Origin of the sequence: Plantactinospora veratri, assembly GCF_036421995.1 — a bacterium.
In the GTDB taxonomy this organism is placed as follows: Bacteria; Actinomycetota; Actinomycetes; order Mycobacteriales; family Micromonosporaceae; genus Plantactinospora; species Plantactinospora veratri.
Map to the genome: position 1 here is coordinate 94,826 of NZ_JAZGQL010000032.1, position 14,966 is coordinate 109,791.

Annotated in this window: 12 protein-coding genes; 3 read left to right on the forward strand and 9 right to left on the reverse strand. The window is 72.6% G+C overall.

What is annotated here, in order from left to right:
• Positions 1-35 precede the first annotated feature (35 nt).
• Positions 36-1,754: a murein biosynthesis integral membrane protein MurJ gene (gene murJ, locus V1634_RS30800; protein ID WP_331211224.1), complete on the reverse strand. Its 1,719-nt coding sequence runs from the start codon at positions 1,752-1,754 to the stop codon at positions 36-38.
• Between the two features lie 215 nt (positions 1,755-1,969).
• Here murJ and V1634_RS30805 point away from each other — a divergent pair, with 215 nt between their 5' ends.
• Both V1634_RS30805 and V1634_RS30810 read left to right on the forward strand, forming a co-directional pair.
• Entirely contained in the window at positions 1,970-3,448 is a 1,479-nt protein-coding gene (locus tag V1634_RS30805) for a CCA tRNA nucleotidyltransferase (protein WP_331211225.1), read from the forward strand.
• Between the two features lie 188 nt (positions 3,449-3,636).
• Positions 3,637-4,275, forward strand: coding sequence for a hypothetical protein (locus V1634_RS30810; protein ID WP_331211226.1), 639 nt, complete (start codon positions 3,637-3,639; stop codon positions 4,273-4,275).
• A 138-nt stretch (positions 4,276-4,413) separates the two neighbouring features.
• Here the strand turns inward: V1634_RS30810 and V1634_RS30815 are convergent, their stop codons facing one another.
• The 6 genes from V1634_RS30815 to V1634_RS30840 all read right to left on the reverse strand — a co-directional run bounded on the left by V1634_RS30815 (position 4,414) and on the right by V1634_RS30840 (position 11,559).
• Positions 4,414-5,943 carry a flotillin family protein gene (locus tag V1634_RS30815; protein WP_331211227.1) on the reverse strand — a complete coding sequence of 510 codons (1,530 nt, stop codon included), beginning with the start codon at positions 5,941-5,943 and terminating at the stop codon, positions 4,414-4,416.
• A gap of 130 nt (positions 5,944-6,073) precedes the next feature.
• Positions 6,074-6,586: a hypothetical protein gene (locus tag V1634_RS30820; protein WP_331211228.1), complete on the reverse strand. Its 513-nt coding sequence runs from the start codon at positions 6,584-6,586 to the stop codon at positions 6,074-6,076.
• 276 nt (positions 6,587-6,862) lie between these two features.
• Positions 6,863-8,059 carry a WD40 repeat domain-containing protein gene (locus V1634_RS30825; protein ID WP_331211229.1) on the reverse strand — a complete coding sequence of 399 codons (1,197 nt, stop codon included), beginning with the start codon at positions 8,057-8,059 and terminating at the stop codon, positions 6,863-6,865.
• On the reverse strand, positions 8,056-8,580 hold the full coding sequence (locus tag V1634_RS30830) for a SigE family RNA polymerase sigma factor (protein ID WP_331211230.1): 525 nt from the start codon (positions 8,578-8,580) through the stop codon (positions 8,056-8,058). The genes V1634_RS30825 and V1634_RS30830 overlap by 4 nt, the downstream gene beginning before the upstream one ends.
• A 114-nt stretch (positions 8,581-8,694) precedes the next feature.
• Positions 8,695-10,893 (reverse strand): MMPL family transporter, encoded by a 2,199-nt coding sequence (locus V1634_RS30835; RefSeq protein ID WP_331211231.1) that lies wholly within the window; start codon positions 10,891-10,893, stop codon positions 8,695-8,697.
• A gap of 102 nt (positions 10,894-10,995) precedes the next feature.
• Complete coding sequence (locus tag V1634_RS30840; RefSeq protein WP_331211232.1) at positions 10,996-11,559, reverse strand: TetR/AcrR family transcriptional regulator; 564 nt, start codon at positions 11,557-11,559, stop codon at positions 10,996-10,998.
• Between the two features lie 120 nt (positions 11,560-11,679).
• Between V1634_RS30840 and V1634_RS30845 the strand changes: the two genes are divergently transcribed.
• Positions 11,680-12,183: a methylated-DNA--[protein]-cysteine S-methyltransferase gene (locus V1634_RS30845; RefSeq protein ID WP_331211233.1), complete on the forward strand. Its 504-nt coding sequence runs from the start codon at positions 11,680-11,682 to the stop codon at positions 12,181-12,183.
• 50 nt (positions 12,184-12,233) lie between these two features.
• Here V1634_RS30845 and V1634_RS30850 read toward each other — a convergent pair whose 3' ends face one another.
• Complete coding sequence (locus tag V1634_RS30850; protein ID WP_331211234.1) at positions 12,234-14,357, reverse strand: heavy metal translocating P-type ATPase; 2,124 nt, start codon at positions 14,355-14,357, stop codon at positions 12,234-12,236.
• A 73-nt stretch (positions 14,358-14,430) separates the two neighbouring features.
• Positions 14,431-14,844 carry a hypothetical protein gene (locus V1634_RS30855; RefSeq protein WP_331211235.1) on the reverse strand — a complete coding sequence of 138 codons (414 nt, stop codon included), beginning with the start codon at positions 14,842-14,844 and terminating at the stop codon, positions 14,431-14,433.
• Positions 14,845-14,966: the final 122 nt, after the last annotated feature.

Below are 14,966 nucleotides of genomic sequence, written 5' to 3' on the forward strand. Positions count from 1 at the left end.
GTCCCCAGCCCCTACCCCGACCGGTTACCGGTGGCTCACCGACCGAGCCGGCGCCGGAGCATGCCGACCACCGTGGTTATCTCCCGGATCCGCAGCAGCAGCGCCAGTCCGAGGTACGTGGCACCGATCGCCGCCCCGCCGATCGCCACCTCCAGGAAGCCCAGCCAGCGGTTCTCGGTCGCCTGGCCGGGCAGCAGGGTCACCACCAGCAGGCCGACCAGTGCCGCACCGAGGGCGGCCACGAGCACCCGGCCGAAGGTGTTGAGCATGTCGCCGAGACCGATCCGGCCGATCCGGGGTCGCAGCAGCCAGGCGGAGATCACCGCCGCGGCGACGTACGAGACGGCGTTGCCGACCATCATCCCGGAGGCGAGCACCGAGGTGGAGAAGGCGGCGAAGGCGAGGATCTGCACCAGGATCCGGACCAGCACCACCGGGATGTTGATCAGCGCCGGCATCCGGGTGTCGGGCAGCGCCCAGAACGCGAAGGTGAAGACCTGGCTGACCGCGAACGGAATCAGCGCCAGCGCGGCGACCAGCAGCACCGGCGAGATCGCCCCCGCGTCGCCCCGGGCCGCGCCGTAGTCGAAGAGGCTCACCGCGATCGGATCGGCGAGTACGGCGTAGCAGACCGCGATCGGTGCGAGCACGGCGGTGACGGTCCGGACGGTACGGGACAGGTCGGCCGCCATGTCCTCGAACCGGCCGTCGGCGGCGGCGGCGCTCATCCGGGGCATCAGCGCGGTGATGATCGAGACCGCGATGATGCCGTGCGCCATCATCAGCAGCAGGAAGACGTTGTTGTAGATGGCCGGTCCGGCCGACTCGCCCTCGACCTGGTTGAGCAGGTTGAAGAGCACGATCAGGCCGATCGAGTTGACGGCCACGTAGCAGAACATCCAGCCACCGAGCCGGCCCAGCTCGCGCAGGCCCAGCGCCCGGAAGTCGAACCGCCACCGCCAGCGGAAGCCGACCCTGCGCAGCGCCGGCAGCAGGCCGATGGCCTGGACGACTATCCCGAGCAGGGTGCCGCCGCCGAGCAGCAGGATCCGACCCGGACTCATCTCGGCTGGGTCGATGAGTTCGGTGCCGTAGATGGCGATGTAGAGGGCGCAGGCGGCGATGATGACGAGGTTGTTGAGGATCGGTGTCCACATCGGCGCCGCGAAGTGGCCACGGGTGTTGAGGATCGCGGCGACCAGCGCGCTCAGCCCGGAGAAGAAGATGATCGGCAGCAGCAGCCGGGAGAGCGTGGTGACCAGCGAGTGGTAGTCGCTGCCGCGACCACCCGCGTAGATCGCGGTCAGCAGCGGAGCGGCCGCGATCGCCAGCAGCGCGGCCACGCCGAGGGCCAGCACGGCGAGGGTGAGCAGGCGCTGGGCGTACGCCTGACCGCCGTCGGGGTCGACCCGGCGTCGGCGTACCAGCACCGGCACCAGCACGCTGGTCAGGATGCCGCCGAGCAGGAACTCGTAGACCATCTGCGGGATGATCAGCGCGGTCGCGTACGCGTCGTTGACCGCGAAGGCGCCCAGCGCGGCCGTCACCATCAGGGTGCGCAGGAAGCCCGTACCCCGGCTCACCAGGCTGCCGATCGCCATGATCGCGCTGTTCCCGGCGGCGCTGCCGGCGGTCTCCGGCGGCGGCGAGGTGCTCTCCAGGGCCGGCGACGCGGAGATCAGCGTGGCGCCGTCCTGGGGCGGCGGGACGCCGTCGGGCATGGCGTTCGCGCTGCGGTACAGCCCGCCAGCCATGTCAGCCTCCCAAAGGGGTACGGCGGGCAGGGCACCCGCCGGCACCTTGGAACCTTAGTCAACCCGGTCATCCGCCCGCCCGGCCGCGTCACCGCCGAGCGTGCAAGGAAGGGCCCCTTCTTATACAAAAAGCGATAAGAAGGGGCCCTTCCTTGCACGCCGGGCGTGTGCCCGGCGCTTGGCGGTGCCGGACGGTTCAGTAGGCTGGCGATCCCATGTCCGAAACATCCGCCCCGAACAGCGCACCCTCGACGCCGTCCGCCAGCCGGTCGGCCCTGAGCGCTGCCCAGCGCAACGCCGTCACGGAACTGCTCCGGGTCTCGCCGGTTGCCGACGAACTGGGGCGCCGGTTCGCCCGCGCCGGTCACGAGCTGCACCTAGTCGGCGGCTCGGTCCGGGACGCCCTGCTCGGCCGGCTCGGCGAGGATCTCGACTTCGCCACCGACGCGCACCCGGACGAGACGCTGCGGCTGCTGAAGGGCTGGGCCGAGGCGACCTGGGAGACCGGGCGCGAGTTCGGCACGATCGGCGCACAGCGGGACGGGCTGCGACTGGAGATCACCACCTTCCGGGCCGAGTCCTACGACCAGGTGAGCCGGAACCCGGTCGTCCGGTACGGCACCAACCTCGGCGACGACCTGCGGCGGCGCGACTTCACCATCAACGCCATGGCGGTCAGCCTGCCGGGGCACGACTTCACCGACCCGTACGGCGGGCTCGACGACCTCGCCGACAAGGTGATCCGGACCCCGGGCACCCCCGCCGAGTCGTTCGGGGACGACCCGCTGCGGATGCTCCGGGCGGCCCGGTTCGCCGCGCAGCTACGCTTCGCCGTCTCGCCGGAGGTCCGGGTGGCGATGCGGGCGATGGCGGCCGACCTCGACCGGATCACCGCCGAGCGGATCCGGGACGAGTTCACCAAGCTGCTCTGCGGTGCCGACCCGATCACCGGGCTGCGGCTGCTGGTCGACACCGGCCTCGCCGACCGGTTCCTGCCGGAGCTGTCCGGCCTGAAGCTGGAGATCGACGAGCACGCACAGCACAAGGACGTCTACGAGCACACCCTGATCGTCGTCAGCAACGCCGTCCGGCTGGAGGAGGGCGGTTGCGACTTCGTACTCCGGATGGCCGCGCTGATGCACGACGTCGGCAAGCCGGCCACCAAGGCGGTCGGGCCGGACGGCCGGGTCAGCTTCCATCACCACGAGGTGGTCGGCGCCCGGCTCACCAAGCAGCGGATGAAGGCGCTGCGCTACCCCAAGGACGTGATCGGCCAAGTGGTCGGGCTGGTCGGGCTGCACCTGCGGTTCTACGGGTACGGCCGGGGCGAGTGGACCGACTCGGCGGTGCGCCGGTACGTCACCGACGCCGGTGACCTGCTGCCCCGGCTGCACAAGCTGACCCGCTCCGACTGCACCACCCGGAACCGCCGCAAGGCCGCCGCGCTCGCCGCCGACTACGACGCGCTGGAGGAGCGGATCGCGCGCCTCCAGGACGAGGAGGACCTCGCCCGGGTACGCCCCGACCTCGACGGCAACGCCATCATGGAACTGCTCGGGATACCACCGGGGCCGATCGTCGGTCGGGCCTGGCGGCACCTGAAGGAAGTGCGTCTGGAGCGGGGCCCGCTGGACCGGGACGAGGCCGAGGCCGAGTTGTGGCGCTGGGCCCGGGAACAGGGTGCCGTCGACTGAACTCCGGCCTCGTGGTCGACGCTGCGCCGAGCGGGTCGTCGGAGCCAGCCGCGGCTGTCGCGGGCCCGGTGAGCGTGCCGGAGAGTTCGCGGAGTTAGTGGTTGGTCAATGCCGGAACGGACGGTTCACCCCCGCGCTCGCTGGCGATACCGTGCTATCCGGCAGTCGACGGGCGGGGAGGTGTGACCGTGACCGTCTCGGGCCGGCCGGGTGAACGCTCCTTCCTGGTGCCGATCGTGGCGCTGGGGTCGACCTTGCTGGCCCTCGTCGTCGCGATCGTGCTGGTGCTCGTACTCCGCGACGACGGGTCGCGGGACGCGGCCGGCGCCGGCCCGACGGAGCCCGGCCCCGCCACCGGCGGCAGCCGACCGGCCGGGAGTACCCCGAGCGGCGGACCGGTCGCCGACGGGGCCGGCTGCCTGGTCGGCATCTGGCGGGTGACCTCTCACGACGAGCAGGTGGACGTGCCCGGGGTGGGCCGGCTGGCCTTCACCGGCGGCACCGGCTCGACGCTCTCGCTCGGCGCCGGGGGCACCGGGATCGCCGACTACGGCGACGGCACCTCCTTCGCCGGCAGTTACGCCGGACAGGAGGTCGTGCTCGAACTGCGGGGCCGGGTCGACTACCGCTACGCCGTGGTCGGGAACCGGATCGAGCTGCGGGACGTACGCTCCGCCGCCGAGGTGCGGCTGCGGGTCGGTGCCGGTACGCCCGGAGCCTGGCGGCCCTTCACCGCCTCCACCGCCCCGGCCGACTACACCTGTGCCGGTGACCTGCTGACCCAGAGGTCCCTGGCCTTCACCACCCTGTACACCCGCTCGGGTTAGCGGTTCCGGCACGCTGACGGACCAGGCCGCCCGGTCCGGTCGCCACCGCCTGTGCGGCGGGGGCCGGTCGGGGGACGGCAGGCGGCCCGGCACCGGAGCGGCAACTCCGGGCCGGGCCGCGGGTGGAACGTCCTCGGGTCAGCTCTTCGGCTCGACCGCCTTGCCGCCGTTGGTCAGCGTCCCGTCGACGACCTGGTCGGCACCGCCCCGGGTCGCGCCGAGCCGGGCGAGCATCCCGGCCAGGTCGACCCCGGTCAGGTCGGTGCCGAGCTGGAGCCCCTGCGCCACGTTCGCCGCCACCGACTTTGTCAGCGAGGAGGCGCCGTCGGTGGAGATGACCGTGATCTTGTCGATCGCGCCGACCGGGGCGCTCGCGGCCTCGACCACCTGCGGCAGCACCTTGACCAGCAGGTCGAGTACGGCCGCCTCGCCGTACGACGCGAAGGCCTCGGCCTTGCGCGACATCGCCTCGGCCTCGGCCTGGCCCCGGGCGAGGATCGCCGCGGCCTCCGCCTGGCCCTCCCGCTCGACCGCGTCGGCGATGGCGGTACGCCGGCGCTGCTCGGCCTCACCCTCCTTGGCGCCCTCGATGGCGTTCGCCTCGGCCAGGGCCGCCCGGCGGGCCCGCTCGCCCTCACCGGTCAGCCGCGCCTGCTCGGCGGCGGCCTGGGCGGCGGCGATGGTGGCCTGCCGCTCGGCGTCGGCGGCCAGCACCGCCGCGTTGCGGGACGCCTCGGCCTCCTGCTCCACCTTGTACCGGGCCGCGTCGGCCGGCTTGCGGACCTCGGTGTCGAGCTGGCGCTGCTTCAGCTCGGCGTTGCGCTCGGCGACCTTCTGCTGTTCGGTGAGGATCGCCTGGTCCCGCTCGGCCTGGGCCAGTGGGCCGGCGGCGGCGGACTTGGCCTTGGCGGCGTCGATCTCGGCCTGGATGCCGGCCTGCTTCAGCGCCAGGTTCCGGTTCGCCTCGGCGATCTTCTCCTCGGCGAGCAGCCGCTCCGTCTCGGCGATCTGCCGGGCCCGCGCCTCGGCGATGGCGGCGTCCTTGAGCACCCGGGCGGCCTCCGGCCGGCCCAGGTCCTGGAGGTAGGAGCCCTCGGCCAGGATGTCCTGGAGCTGGAAGGTGTCCAGCACCAGACCCTGGTTGGTCATCGAGTGCTCGGCCTCCTCGGCGACCGCGCTGGCGAACGCCGCCCGGTCCCGGATGACCTCCTCCACGGTGAGCCGGCCGACGATCGAGCGGAGTGCACCGGCGAGCACCTCCCGGGTGAAGCTCTCGATCTCGTCCTGCTGGTGCAGGAACCGCTGCGCCGCCGCGCGGATCGCGTCCTCGGTGCCGCCGACCTTGACGATCGCCACGCCGTGCAGCTCGGCCCGGATGCCCTGCTTGCTGACCGCGCCCTTGATGCTGACGTCGATCCGCCGGCTGGACAGGTCGAGCGACTGGAGCTTCTGCACCACCGGCAGGACGAAGACCGAGGCACCGAGGACGACCTTCTGCCCGGACATGTCGGTGGAGCGGCTCCCGTCGGCGCTCTGCGTCGTACGGCCCTTGCGGCCGGTGACGATGAATGCCTCGTTCGGCCCGGCCACCTTGATCCGGGAGAGCACGAACATGACGAGGATGAGGGCCAGGAGCACTGCTCCGCCGATGGCGATGAGGATCAGCATGGCACCGTCCATTTCGGATTGGGGGTTGGCGTGCGCGATTGACTGCCGACGTTCGTGGGTGGTGGATGGGGTGTGCCTGGTGCGTGGTGCAGGTGTCCGAGCGGCACGCGGCCCGCGGAACGACCCGGGTTCAGTAGGTCTCGACCAGGACGCTGGTCTCGGTCAGCGCCTCGACGACGAAGATCTGCGCGCCGAGCGCGATCGGCCGCTCGGCCCTGGCGTTGAGTTTCACCGGCTGGCCGCCCACCCGGACCCGCACCTCGCCGTAGCCGGCGCTGGGGATCGGGGTGACCACCACCCCCAGGGACCCGACCAGGTCGTTGCGGGTGGGAGTGCCGTCGGTCCGCATGTTGCGGGCCGCCCGGGAGATCCGGGTCGCGAGCCAACCGGCCGGCACCGCCGCCAGCGCGCCCAGGCCGCCCGCGGCGGCGACCTGAGCGAGGGTACGACCGCCGAGCAGTTCGTTGGCGATGGCTCCGCCGAAGCCGAGTACGCCGGCGAACGCGGCGATCGCCTCCAGGCTGACCGGGCCGTCGATGTCCGGGTTGCCGATGTGCGCCAACTCCGTACCGAGCAGGGCGAGCACCAGCACCGCGACTCCGGCGCCGCCGATGATGAGGAAGATCAGAGTCCCCGCTGCCACGACTGCAAGGTATCCGGTCCAGGCAACCTGGGAATCGGCTGAGCGCGAGACCCGGGCGCACACAGTCCACAGCGGACGGGCTCGGAGGGCGGGCCGGAGCGCCTGCGGCAAGCCTCCGGCGGGCGGTTCGGACGCCGGCCGGTGGGCAGCGGATCGGGGCCTGGTTCACCGCACCCACCCCGGCCGGACGTCCGTGCGACATTAGCCGTTCGCAGTCCTGGATGGGGGTGAAACTTCCCCGATCCGGGGTGTACGTACCGGATCGTTACCCGATGATCATCGTACCGCGACCGTGATCTCGGCGCTCCTGACGAGTTCGGCGGGGAGTTCGGCCCGTTCGTGCTCCATGCCGGTCGGGTCGACGAGTACGGCGGTGAGCCGACCGGACCGGGCAGTACCGTCCAGATAGAGCAGTCGGTCGGGGGTGAGCCAGGTGACGTCGGCGCTGCGCATCCGACCTATCACCTCGCCGGTCTGCACCGAGACGAGTTCTGCGGTCGTCTCCTTCCCGGCGCCCGACGGCGTCGGGTTGCCCCGTGCCGGGGGTTCGGATCCGGCGGAGACCACCACCAGCGAGCCGTCCGGGGACCACGCCCCCGAGCTGGAGACATCGCCGTACACCGGCAGCGACCGGGTGGGCATGCCGTCGTCGGCCGCGAAGAGCTGTAGGCCGGGTCGGGAGGTCGCGCCCGCCCCCGGAGGGTTCACGACCGGGTCGGCCTGCGACAGTGCCACCTCCCGGCCGTTCGGCACCCAGGTGAAGCGGCACAGGCCGGCGCAGCTCACCGGGCGCGTCTTGACCGGGTGGAACTCAAGCGTTCCCTCCACGAGGGTGAACAGCCCGATCGACGAGACCCCCTTCTTGTTCTGGAGGGTGGCGAGCAGCCGTCGTCCGTCCGGCGACCACTCGACGCCCGCGACGGTGGCGCGGGTCTCGAACCACTGCGGCTTGCCGGTGGCCAGGTCGTACAGCCCGATCTCGCTGGGGCGCTTGGAGCTGTGTACCGCGGCGACCGGGTGGCGCGGAGACACCCGGACCGAGGTGTAGGTCTCCGGGATGCTGACGTAGCGCCGCCGATCGGTGTCGTACGCCCAGGTCGGGCCCTTCGGCCCGATCGGGCGCGCGCTGAGCACCAGGGCACCGCCGGGCAACTGCACCGGTCCGGCGCGCCAGTCGCCCGACGGCTCCGGCGCGGGAGTCGACGAACTCGTCGGCACCGCCACCGGCGTGGTCGCCGCCGGTGGGCCGCCGACCGCCAGGGCCGGTGGCCGCGGGTCGGGCCGGAGCCAGACGTACGGTGCCGCGATGGCGGCGACCGCGACAACCGCCGCCGCGGCCGCGATCGTCTGCCGGCGTCGGCGCATCCGCTGTCCCCGTGCGACGGCGACGGCCGCGAGATCGGGCGGCTGGTGCGGGCTGCCGGCCAACTCGTGTACCGCCTCCCGCAGCAGCCGGTCCGCGCGTTCGCTCATCGCAGTGCCTCCGCCCGCTCGGTCAGCTCCGCGAACTCCGGCACGAGTTCGCGGAGCTTGCTCAGTGCCCGGGATGCCTGGCTGGCCACCGTGCCGGGGCGGCAGCCGAGCGCGGCGGCGGTCTGTTCCACGGTCTGGTCCTCCAGATAGCGCAGCACCAGTACCGCCCGCTGCCGGGGTGGCAACATCATCAGCGCGTCCCGGAGCATCATCCGGAGCGCCGTGTCGTGGTCGTGCTGGGTGTCGGCGGCGGGTGGTTCAGGTACCTCGGCGTGCGGTACCTCGGCCCGCCGTCCGCGCCGCCGCCAGGCCGAGACCTGGTCGTGGTAGAGGATCTGCCGGACGTACGGCTCCGCGTCGCCCCGGATCCGGGGCCACCGGGCGTACGCCTTCGCCAGCGCGTTCTGCAACAGGTCCTCGGCGGCGTAGCGGTCACCGGCGAGCGCCTGGGCGACGCGGAGCAGCACGTCGCCCCGCTCGTGCACGAATGCGGTGAATTCCCGCTCGGACGCCCGACCCAAGACACACCTCCCGCCTGCTCAGACGCCGGGGACGGGGAAAAGTTTGCCTGGCTCGCAAAACGTGGGCTGCCACCGCCCCGGCGGGGGTGGTGGCAGCCCACGGTCGGGCGGTGCTCAGACCCGGGCGGGGGTGCGGTCGGGCTCGGCGTCCGGGGCGAGGTGCCGGCGCAGGCGTTCGCCCTCGATGTCGACGTTGGGCAGCAGCTTCGACAGCCAGCCCGGCAGCCACCAGGCGCTCCGGCCGAGCAGCGAGATCACCGCCGGCACGATCGTCATCCGGACCACGAAGGCGTCGATCGCCACCCCGATGGCCAGCGCGAAGCCCATCGACTTGATCACCGGGTCGTCGAGCAGGACGAAGCCGGCGAAGACCGAGGTCATGATGAGCGCGGCGGCGGTGACCACCCGGGCGCCGTGCCCCATGCCGTTGATGGTGGCCTGGGTCGGGGTGTCGCCGTGCACGAAGTCCTCCCGCATCCGGGAGACCAGGAACACCTCGTAGTCCATGGCCAGGCCGAAGAGGATGCCGATCAGCAGGATCGGCAGGAAGCTGACCAGCGGCCCCGGGGTGTCCAGCCCGACCAGCTCGCTGAGGTGGCCCTGCTGGAAGACGAGCACGGTGAGCCCGAAGGTGGCCCCGACGGTGAGCAGGAAGCCCAGCGCCGCCTTCAGCGGTACCAGCAGCGACCGGAAGACCAGCATCAGCAGCAGTACCGACAGTCCCACCACGAGCAGCAGATACCAGGGCATCGCGTCGGCGAGGGTCTCCGAGACGTCGATCCCGACCGCCGTCTGGCCGGTCAACGCCACGTCGGTGCCGGCTACCCCGTCGATCGGGCCGACCTTCTCCCGGATCTGGTGCACCAGGGTCTCGGTCGCCGGGTCGGTCGGACCGGTCGTCGGGATCACCGCCAGCAGGGCGGTCAGCCGGTCCTGGCTCAGGTTGGGCGGGCTGACCGCGAGAAGGTTCTCGGTGCCCTGGAGTACGGCGGTCACCTCCTGGGCGACCGTGGCGGTCCGCTCGGGCGACTCACTGGAGACCACCAGCGCCAGCCGGTTGTTGAAGCCCGGCCCGAACCCCTCGGTGATCAGGTCGGCGGCCTCGCGCTGCGGCGTACCCTGCGGGCTGGTGCCGTGGTCCGGCAGCGCGACCCGCATGTCGGCGGCGGGCAGGGCGAGCGCGCCGAGCCCGAGCACGGAGACCAGGATCAGCGGTATCCGGAGCCGGATGACCAGCCGGGCCCAGCGGAACCCGAATCCCTCGGCGGCTGCGGCGGCCGACTCCGGACCGGTCGTGCTGTTACGCAGCCGGCGCGGCAGCACGCGGCGGCCGGCGAAGCCGAGCAGCGCGGGCAGCAGCGTCAGGGCCACGAGTACGGCGACCGCGACGGTCCCGGCGGCGGCGAGCCCCATGATGGTCAGGAACGGAATGTTGACCACGGCCAGCCCGGCGAGCGCGATGACGACGGTTACCCCGGCGAAGAGCACCGCCGAACCGGCCGTGCCGATCGCCCGCCCCGCCGCCTCCTCCGGCTCCAACCCCTCCAGCAGGTTCTGCCGGTAGCGGGAGGTGATGAAGAGCGAGTAGTCGATCCCGACCGCGAGGCCGAGCATCAGGGCGAGGATCGGAGCGGTACTGGTCAGCTCGATGATGTTGCTCAGCGCGTACAGGCCGGCCATTCCGGCGGCGACCCCGATCAGCGCGTTGAGCATCGTCATCCCGGCCGCGACCAGCGAGCCCAGCGTCACGACCAGTACAACCAGCGCGACCAGTACGCCGATCGCCTCCGTGCTGCCCACCTCGGGCACGCTGGACATCGCCTCGCCGCCGTGTTCCACCCGCAGCCCGGCCGCCGTCGCGGCGGAGCCGCTGCGCTCGTACGCCTCGCGCTGCGCCTCGGTGATCTCGTCGGCCTGGTCGGCGAACTGGACCTGCACGAGCGCGTACCGGCCGTCCTGGGAGAGCGCTCCGGTGGTGAACGGGTCGAGCGCGCCGACCGCGCCGGGCAGGGTGGCAGCCTCGCGTACCAGCTCGGCCACTGCCGCCCGGCGGTCCGGGGTGCCGAGTTGCTGGCCCTCGGGCGCGGCGACCACGATCGTGCCGGTCGCGCCGCTCGCCTCCGGGAACTCCCGCTCCAGCGCGTCGATCGCTCGCTGCGACTCGGTGCCGGGGATGGAGAAGTTGCTCGAGGTCGGGCCCATGAACGCCACCGCTGCCCCGCCGAGCGCGGCCAGCAGGACGAGCCAGAGGACCACCACGAGCCGGCGGCGCCGGAAGGATGCCCGGCCTAGTCGGTAGAGGAGTGTCGCCATGTTGCTCGCTTCCTTGGTCGTCGGATCGGTTGTGCTTGCCGGGTTGGCGGTCCGTGCCCGTGCGAGGCGGCCGGCAAACGGGGGTTCAGGTGCGGTCCGGGCTCAGGTGCGGTCCGTGGAGATCGGGGCCGGTGCCGGGTGGAGGGCCCGACGGGCGACCCGGACCAGCGCGGAGCGGAGTTCGACCGCGTCGTCGTCGGGCCGGTCGATGACGATCGCGGAGATCCCGGCGAGCAGCACCTGTGCGGCGATCTCGTCGGCCGGATCGGTCGATCGACCGGCGAAGGCCGCGACCAGCCGGGCAGTCGCGGGTTGCAGACCGGCGAAGGCCGGATGTTCGAGCAGGTACGGCAGGTCGTGGTAGATGAGCGCGACCTCCCGCCGGTACGTCACCACCAGGTCGACGAAGCCGTCGATGGCGGCTTCCCGCACGGCGTCGGCATCCAGCCCGCCGAGCCGGGCGTCGAGTTCGACCAGCTCGCGGGCGGCCGGGGCGACCAGGGCGAGGAGGATCGCCTCCTTGCTGTCGAAGTGGTAGAGCAGGGTGGCCTTCGAGCAGCCGACCTCGACCGCGATGTCGTGTAGGGACGTGCCCTTGAATCCGGCGTGCGCGAACTGCTCGGCCGCCACGGCCAGGATTTCGGCGCGGGTCCTGCCGCGTGCCATGCGCTCTCACCTCCGCGTCCCAGAGTGCATTGACCGATCGGTCAGTAACTAACCGATCGGTCAGAATGTGAGTCGCATTACGGAATCCGGGGGCCGGGTGGCGGGGTGGAGAATGGCGGGATGCGCTGGACCGTACTCGACTCCCCGATCGGGGAGCTTTCCGTCGGGGTCGACGACGTCGGCGTCTGTGGCGTGCACTTCGGGCCGGTGGAAGGGGCACTACCCGCCACCGCCCTGCCCGGAGCACCCGACCCGGACGCCGCCGGGCTGGCGATGGCGGTGACGGAGCTGCGGGCGTACTTCGCCGGGGCGTTGACGGAGTTCGCCGTGCCGCTCTCGGTACGCCGGGGCTCGGAGTTCGAGCGGGCGGTCTGGACCGAGATGTCGAAGATCCCGTACGGCGAGACGCGTACCTACGGCGAGGTGGCGGCGGCGGTCGGCGACTCCGGGGCGGCCCGGGCGGTCGGGGTGGCCTGCAACCGCAACCCGATCCCGGTGATCGTGCCCTGCCACCGGATCGTCGGTGCCGGCGGCAAACTGGTCGGCTTCGGCGGTGGCCTGCCCCGCAAACGCCAGTTGCTCGAACTGGAGGCACGGATCGCCTTCGAGCGCGCCTGGGCCTGATCCCGCCCCCGCCGTACGGCCGCCATATATATAGGTGTCGTAACCGGGACTCAGCGTGCCGGCGGGGCCAGCCGTACCCGGCGGAGGAGTTGGGCGTTCAGCGCCACGACGATGGTGGAGCCGGACATCAGTACGGCGCCGACCGCCGGACTCAGCGCGATCCCGGCCCAGGCGAGCACCCCGGCGGCGAGCGGCAGCGCCACCACGTTGTAGCCGGCGGCCCAGACCAGGTTCTGGATCATCTTCCGGTACGAGGCCCGGGACAGCCGGATGACGCCGGTGACGCCGCGCGGGTCGGACGAGGCGAGCACCACCCCGGCCGACTCGATCGCCACGTCGGTGCCGGCGCCGATCGCGATCCCGACGCTGGCCCGGGCCAGTGCCGGGGCGTCGTTGACCCCGTCGCCGACCATCGCCACCGTCGCGCCCCGGCGCTGGAGGTCGGTCACCTTGTCGTCCTTCTCCGCCGGCAGCACCTCGGCGAAGACCTCGTCCACCCCCGGTCGGAAGCCGAGCTTCCCGGCGACCGACTCGGCGACCGACCGGGCGTCACCAGTGATCATGGCGATCCGACGTACCCCCTCGGCCCGCAGCTCGGTGAGCGCCTCGGCGGCCTCCGGGCGTACCTCGTCCTCCAGCGCCAGCGCGCCGAGCACACGCGGCCCGGCGTCGTCCAGGCGTACCAGGTAGAGCACGGCGGCACCGCGCGCCGACCAGCCGGCGGCGACCCGTCCGAGGTCGGCGCCGGGCCGGGCGGCCAGCTCGCGCAGCAGCGCCGGCCCGCCGACCGCGAGGTCCCGCCCCTCGACGGTGGCCCGCACACCCCGGCCGGGCAGCGAGCGGAAGCCGGTGGCGGTGGCCGCGCCGCCGCGTTCGTCGGCGGCCGCGACGATGGCCCGGGCGAGCGGATGCTCGCTGTCCGACTCGACCGCGGCTGCCAGCCGGAGCAGCTCGTCCTCGGCGCCCGCTGTTCCCGGGTCGGCCGTCCCGTCGCCGATCGGGTCGAGGTGGCCCCCAGGACGACGGTCGGCGGCGAGGGTCGGGTCGGCGGCGACGGCGGTGACGGTGTGGGCGCCTCGGGTGAGGGTGCCGGTCTTGTCGAACAGCACGGTGTCGACGGTGCGCATCCGCTCCAGCGCCAACCGGTCCTTGACCAGGATGCCGGCCTTGGCGGCCACGGCGGTGGAGAGCGCGATCACCAGCGGGATCGCCAGGCCGAGCGCGTGCGGGCAGGCGATCACCAACACCGTCACGGTACGCACCACCGCCTCGTCGACGTCGCCCAGCGCGGACCACACCACGAAGGTGATCACCGCGGTGGCGGTGGCGACGTAGAACAGCCAGGCGGCGAAGCGGTCGGCGAGCACCTGGGCGCGACCGCTGGACCGCTGGGCCTGGGCCACCAGCCGCTGGATGCCGGCGAGCGCGGTGTCGTCGCCGACGGCGTCGATCCGGACCCGGATCGCGGAGTCGGTCGCCACGGTGCCGGCCACCACCCGGTCGTCGACGGTACGGGAGACCGGGCGGGACTCGCCGGTGATCATCGACTCGTCCAGCTCGGCGGTGCCGTCGGCGATCCGGCCGTCGGCCGGTACCCGGGCGCCGGGGCGGACCAGCACCACGTCGCCGACGCGCAGCTCGGCCAGGGACACCCGGTGTACGTCGCCGTCGGCCGCCACCCGTTCGGCCTCGTCCGGCAGCAGTGCGGCGAGCGCGGCGAGCGCACCCCGGGCCTGGCCGATGGCTTTCATCTCCTGCCAGTGCCCGAGCAGCATGATGGTGACCAGGGCGGCCAGTTCCCACCAGAAGTCGAGGTCGAAGGTGCCGAGGCTGGTGGCGAGCGAGGCGACGTACGCGACGGTGATCGCCATCGAGATCAGCAGCATCATTCCCGGCGTACGGTCGCGCAGCTCGTGCAGCCCGCCGGCCAGGAACGGCCAGCCGCCGTAGAGGAAGACCACCGAGCCGAGTACCGGTCCGACCAGCGAGATGCCGGGGAAGTCGAGCGAGTAGCCGAACCAGTCCATCACCATGTGGCTGGTCAGCACGATCGGCACGGTCAGCGCCAGGCTCAGCCAGAACTTCCGGCGGAACGCCTCCGGATCGTGCCCGGCATGTTTGTCGTGCCCGCCGTGCCCGGGCTGTTCCTCGTGGTGCTGGTGGTCGTGACGCACGACCGATCACCCCCTCGGGACGAATATACCCCCCGGGGGTAGCTGGGCAACCGTATCGGGTCGGCCGGTGGGCTCAGTCCGGGGCGGGCAGGCAGCCGCCGTCCTGGATCGGGGTGCCGATCTCGACCGTGGACGCCGGTCGGCCGTGGGTGCCGAAGACGCAGGCGTGCCCGGTCCAGCCGGCAAAGAGCAGCCCGGCCCCGCCCGCGGGGTCGAGTCGGCCGGGTGGGCGGACCTCGACCTGGCTCAGGCGCGTCCGCTCGAGCGCCTCGGTGAGCGAAGTCGTGTCGTACCGCCCCAGCCGGCGTAGCCGGTCCAGTTCGGCGCGTACCCGGATCGCGCAGCCGGCCGCGTCGGCGGCCGCCGCGTCGCCGAGCCGGCCACGGGTCCGGAACCCCTCGTTGGCCTGCTCGTTGCGGTGGAACTGCTCGGCCAGTTCCTGCTCGGTCGGAGGTCGGGTGGTGGCGCCCAGGGAGATGTCCGGCATCGGCCCCGGGCTCCGGGTGCCGGCTGGCGTCGCCGGTGTCACCCGAGCGGCAGGAGGAGCCGGCGGGCACCGATAGGGCGGTCGGGAGGGGCTGCCGGCCGGAGTCGGCCGGACCACGTCGG